Source organism: Shewanella sp. 10N.286.45.A1, assembly GCF_041470405.1.
Taxonomy (GTDB): domain Bacteria; phylum Pseudomonadota; class Gammaproteobacteria; order Enterobacterales; family Shewanellaceae; genus Shewanella.
Genome location: NZ_JBFRMK010000343.1, coordinates 1 through 5009, shown reverse-complemented (window position 1 = coordinate 5009; position 5009 = coordinate 1). Strand labels below are relative to the sequence as shown.

The following is a 5009-nucleotide window of genomic DNA, read 5'->3' as shown; positions in this document are numbered from 1 at the left end:
ACACTCCTACTGGCGAGTTATAGCGTGCATTAATGAATTCAAACTTATTTTTACTCAGTGAGTCGCACGTCGTGAACTACGAGGTCAAGCTTGTTGCTGACATGCTTACGCGATCCCTTAGCTCTGGAGAACCGTTGCAGCAAATATCACTTATGCTCGGCTATAAAGATATAGGAAGTCGATTTATACTGCAGTTAATTCCATTGTACTCACACCGCTAAATTTCTACTGAGCGATATTAGTGACTTATTGAGCATGGGGATTCAGAACGATCGTAGCAAGGAATTAAAGGCACAAAAAAGCCCAAGTGAATGGGCTTTAAAAATTCACTATTATTAGTGCTTCAAGCTGCTAGATACATTTAGCAGGTTTTGGTAAACCGGCAATTTTTGTCGCTTGCTTGGCAGGCCCTACTGGAAACAAGGTATAAAGATATTTTGAATTACCTTTATCCGCACCTAAACTCTGACCGATCGCTTTTACGAGCACTCGAATAGCCGGACTCGTTTTAAACTCTAGATAAAAATTACGCACAAAATTAATCACTTCCCAATGTGCCTCGGTAAGCTCAATCTGCTCTTCTTTAGCGATTATGAGCGCAAGTTCAGGGCTCCAATCACTGACGACTTTTAAGTAGCCTTGGTGATCAGTTTCAATACTCTGTCCGTTAAATTCAATCATCTCTACCAGCTAATCACTTTGTTATGGGTTAAGGTCAGCGCCACAAAATCTGCGTAACTAATCATTCTAAATGTGCTCAAGCGTGCTTGCAGTCCACGAGCGATCACATCATCTTCAAGAACAAGGATGTTGTAATCGCTTAAGCGTGATTGCCACTCTTTGTTTAATAAACAATTAACCGCGTTAGACGACAGCAAAATGCTATCAGCGCTGTTTATGTAGCGTAAACAGAGTTTAAGCGCAGCACTTTGCGTAGGAGACGATTGTATATGATGCAATATCATTAGAATACTAAGACCTCATCAACATGGTTTAAATGCGCAGCAATCGCCTGTGGCGAGCAGAACTGAACTTCTAGCTTTATATCGTCTTCTGTAAGGGCTAACTCTGTCATAGCAACTTCACAGACGATAATTGTTTCTACATCGTATAGTGGTAGCGCGCCAAACGTGGCGATGTAGTCTTTAGCACCAACTGTTTCTGGCGATTGGTTCTTTATTAAATTTAAGATCCCTTCATCAGTAAAAACTAAGCTAACTTCTTGCTCAAAGCTTGCACTGAGTAAAGCGAGATCTAGAGCTTCACGCCCATTAGCATTACCGTGGGGGCCTTGACTGAATACAATACAAAGTTTCTTCAACTTTTACTCCTTTCAACAGCCTTTAAAAGCTAACCAAACGATCAGCGGATTCAATACCTGTAACAAGTTCACCTAATCCGCCCATTATAAACGGAGGCTCCATATTCCAATGCTCAGTGTTGTTTTCTTTTGCCTCACTACGAGACAAAACTCCACGTCTCAATGCCGCTGAGACACAATTAACTAATGGGAATTGGTATTGATGACTAAGAGATAACCAAGCGCTTTGAAGGTCAAACTCGTCACTAGCAGGACTGTTGAGGCTATTGGTATTGAGAACGCCGTCTTGATAGAAAAAGACTTTATCAATAAGGTGTCCGTTTTGTAAGGCTGCTTCGGCAAAGCGATAAGCATTATAACTCGATGCACTGCCGTAAGCAGGGGAGTTAATCTGGATAATAAATTTGCTCATGATAAAAAAAATGGCCCTTAAGTAGGACCATTTTAACTCAATTAAAATTAATTGGAATTAGTCATCGTTGCCCATACCCATTAAATGTAGCAGTGCTACGAATAGGTTTAGGAAATCTAGGTATAATGAGATAGTCGCGCGAATGTAGTTGGTCTCTCCACCATTAACAATTTTGCTAGTATCATAAAGAATGAACCCGGTCATCAATAATGCGATACCAGCATTAAGCGCCATAAACACCATTCCGTTACCTAAAAACAAGTTAACGAGAAGGCCGACAACCATTATCACTAAACCAGCGATTAAGAAACCACGCATGAAAGAGAAGTCTTTCTTAGTGGTAACGGCGTAGCCTGAAAGGGCAACGAAGATTACTGATGTTAAACCTAGGGCCTGCATAATAAGCTGTGGACCGTTAGCCATACCTGCATAATGGTTCAGAATATAACCTAGAGACGCACCTTGCATACCAGTGAAAGCAAATACCCAGAAGATCCCTGCACTTGACTCAGCTTTACGTAGTGTCACGAACAAAAGTACTAAGCTACCAATCGATAAACCCAAAGACATCATAGGGCTAATTGCCAATGCCATCGCTAAACCTGCACATACCGCAGAGAATGCTAACGTCATTGAAAGTAGCATGTAGGTGTTTTTAAGTAGTTTATTAACCTCTACCGTCGATTGACCGTAGGCGGTTTGTTGCGTCATATCTCTCATTTCTTTCTCCGAAGACAAATGCTCAAGCTGTATATTTGAGCCTTAATTAACCAGGTAGTTCCCGATTATCTTAATAAGCCTCAAATTGCTCGTTAAGTTATTGAATCATACATTAGCTTTAGCGTGTGATAAAGCTAATGGGCGGTATATCTGTGTCATAAGTAGCAATACAAACCACAAGTTGGTTATTTTAATCTAGCCAATCCTTTTGAAGTTTCTCTGTATCGCCTAAATAATCGAGTACCCAGGCCATGGCTGGTGACTTGTTAGATGCATTCCAAGCTAAGCAGCAAGGGCTTTTCTTCTTAGAATGCTCAAGTTGTTTCTCTATCAAAGCGCCGGTTTTGATAAAAGGTGAAGCAAAATGTGCAGGCATATAACCAATACCAAGTCCCTCACGAAAACAATTTATCGCTCTAATCCAATCCGGCACTACTAAGCGTCTTTGGTTATCTAGCAACCAAGTCATACGTTTAGGGATTTCGCGCGACGTATCTTCTAAGCAAATGGAGGGATACTGACGGACTTCATCATCGGTCAAAGGTCTATCAATATTGGCAAGAGGGTGGTTTTTCCCTACCAAGAAACACCAATCAATTTCACCCATGTCTCTAAAATGGTACTCACCACCTACAGGTATTGCAGTGGTGGCACCAATGGCAATATCACTGCGCCCAGTTGCAATGGACTCCCAAACGCCATTAAAAACCTCGATACGGATGATAAGTTCTACATTGTCGAAAGTACGATAGAAATCTGCAATCAAATTGCTGATCTTATCGGCTCTAACGATATTATCTAATGCAATAGCCAGGGTAGGTTGCCAGCCATTTGCAACTCTAACGGTATCAGAGCGCATCGCTTCCATTTCGGTGAGTAAAGTGCGTGATTGCTTGACGAAATGTTCGCCTGCTGGAGTTAAGCTAACGCTACGGTGGTGCCGAATAAAAAGCACGACACCAAGTTCTTCTTCTATTTGTTTGACCGCATAGCTAACTGCCGAAGGTACTTTGTGTAACTTATTAGCGGCAGCAGTAAAGCTCCCTACACGGGCAACCATATCAATTAGCTGCATAGATTGTTCAGATAGCATAGCTCACTTCCTGCTGTGATTATTTTTGATGGCTAATGTGAAAAATAAACGTTTCACAGCGATTTAGCAAGTGTTTACACTCCGCAGCCTAATTTATCTAATTCTGTTTTATTACTTATGAAATCTCTAATGAATGTTAAATACTATCTGTTTCTTACCTACCTAGCGTTGCTAAGTATGCTAGGCTTTATTGCAACCGATATGTACTTGCCTGCATTCAAAGCAATTGAAGACACAATGGCAACATCGCCTTCACAAGTGGCTATGTCGTTAACATTCTTCTTAGCCGGTCTAGCGCTAGGACAATTAATTTATGGTCCAATTGTAGAACGTTTTGGCAAACGTAACGCACTAATCTTTGGTTTGACGGTCTTCACATTAGCCAGCATCTCCTTAGCAACGAGCGAGTCGATGTTAGTGTTTAACATGTCACGCTTTATGCAGGCGATTGGCGCTTGTTCGGCAGGCGTTATTTGGCAAGCCATTGTGATTGAAAAATATGATGCCACAAAAGCACAGAGTGTGTTTTCCAACATTATGCCTTTAGTTGCGCTATCACCAGCACTTGCGCCGATCTTAGGTGCATTTATTTTAGAGTCGTTCGGTTGGGAAAGTATTTTCATCACCTTAACCTGTTTAGCGGTAGCTATGATTGTGCTTACCGTTAGCTTTGTACCAAAAGAAGTAAAACAGTCCAATATTGAAAAAAGTGAAATTAGCTATTTCTCTATACTGAAGAACACTGGCTATTTAGGAAATGTGGTTATTTTTGGTGCATGTTCAGGTGCTTTCTTTTCCTACCTTACTGTGTGGCCAATGGTTATGGAGCAACATGGCTATGATGCGACTGCAATCGGCTTAAGCTTTATCCCGCAAACAATCATGTTTATTCTTGGTGGTTATGCAAGTAAAACGCTTATTCGTAAGACGGGTACAGAAACCGCACTGAAAGTGCTGTTAAGTCTATTCGGCTTGTGTGTATTGGCTATTGTTATCGTGACTATCTTAGTTAAAGGTCTGTCGATATTCCCATTGCTAACCGCTTTCTCGATACTTGCTGCCTGTAATGGTGCAATTTATCCAATTGTCGTTAACAGTGCGCTGCAGCAATTTCCAAAAAATGCTGCCAAAGCGGCGGGTTTACAAAACTTCATCCAAATTAGTTTGTCGTTTGGTGCATCGAGTTTAGTCGCTATGTGGGTTAGTAAAGGCGAGACAGCGATAGGTTGGGGCATTATGCTGTGTTCATTTATCGTATTTGCAGGCTTCAAACTGCGTAATTATAAAAGCTGGAATGATGTAAATGAAAACTTTGTCTTCCCAGATCCAGCACGTATTGGCGCCTGTAAAGAGGAAAAGTAACCAGTTTGCGCTCTATTTGACCAACTAGTTAAAGATCTTACAATTAGGACTTTACAAGATTAAAAGAGCGCTATATTATTCGCGGCGTTCGGAGAGATGGC

At 41.2% G+C, this 5009-nt stretch carries 7 protein-coding genes; 1 reads left to right on the top strand and 6 read right to left on the bottom strand.

All coding sequences use genetic code 11. The features are described from left to right. Nucleotides 1–351: 351 nt before the first annotated feature. From AB4238_RS20820 to punR, 6 genes are all read right to left on the bottom strand, one after another. Nucleotides 352–681 carry a TusE/DsrC/DsvC family sulfur relay protein gene (locus AB4238_RS20820; protein ID WP_372035373.1) on the bottom strand — a complete coding sequence of 110 codons (330 nt, stop codon included), beginning with the start codon at nt 679–681 and terminating at the stop codon, nt 352–354. Between the two features lie 2 nt (nt 682–683). Beyond that, complete coding sequence (gene tusB / locus AB4238_RS20815) at nt 684–965, bottom strand: sulfurtransferase complex subunit TusB (RefSeq protein WP_372035371.1); 282 nt, start codon at nt 963–965, stop codon at nt 684–686. Then, nucleotides 965–1321: a sulfurtransferase complex subunit TusC gene (gene tusC, locus AB4238_RS20810; protein WP_372035370.1), complete on the bottom strand. Its 357-nt coding sequence runs from the start codon at nt 1319–1321 to the stop codon at nt 965–967. The genes tusB and tusC overlap by 1 nt, the downstream gene beginning before the upstream one ends. Nucleotides 1322–1343: 22 nt before the next feature. Then, complete coding sequence (gene tusD, locus AB4238_RS20805; RefSeq protein ID WP_372035369.1) at nt 1344–1733, bottom strand: sulfurtransferase complex subunit TusD; 390 nt, start codon at nt 1731–1733, stop codon at nt 1344–1346. A 57-nt stretch (nt 1734–1790) separates the two neighbouring features. Beyond that, nucleotides 1791–2444, bottom strand: a complete 654-nt coding sequence (locus tag AB4238_RS20800; protein ID WP_220736505.1) for a Bax inhibitor-1/YccA family protein — start codon at nt 2442–2444, stop codon at nt 1791–1793. 199 nt (nt 2445–2643) lie between these two features. After that, nucleotides 2644–3546 carry a DNA-binding transcriptional activator PunR gene (gene punR / locus AB4238_RS20795; RefSeq protein WP_372035367.1) on the bottom strand — a complete coding sequence of 301 codons (903 nt, stop codon included), beginning with the start codon at nt 3544–3546 and terminating at the stop codon, nt 2644–2646. A 117-nt stretch (nt 3547–3663) separates the two neighbouring features. On the opposite strand from punR, the gene punC reads away from it, so the two are divergent. Then, a complete protein-coding gene (gene punC / locus AB4238_RS20790) occupies nt 3664–4908 on the top strand; it encodes a purine nucleoside transporter PunC (protein ID WP_372035365.1) in 1245 nt (414 codons plus the stop codon). Nucleotides 4909–5009 lie beyond the last annotated feature (101 nt).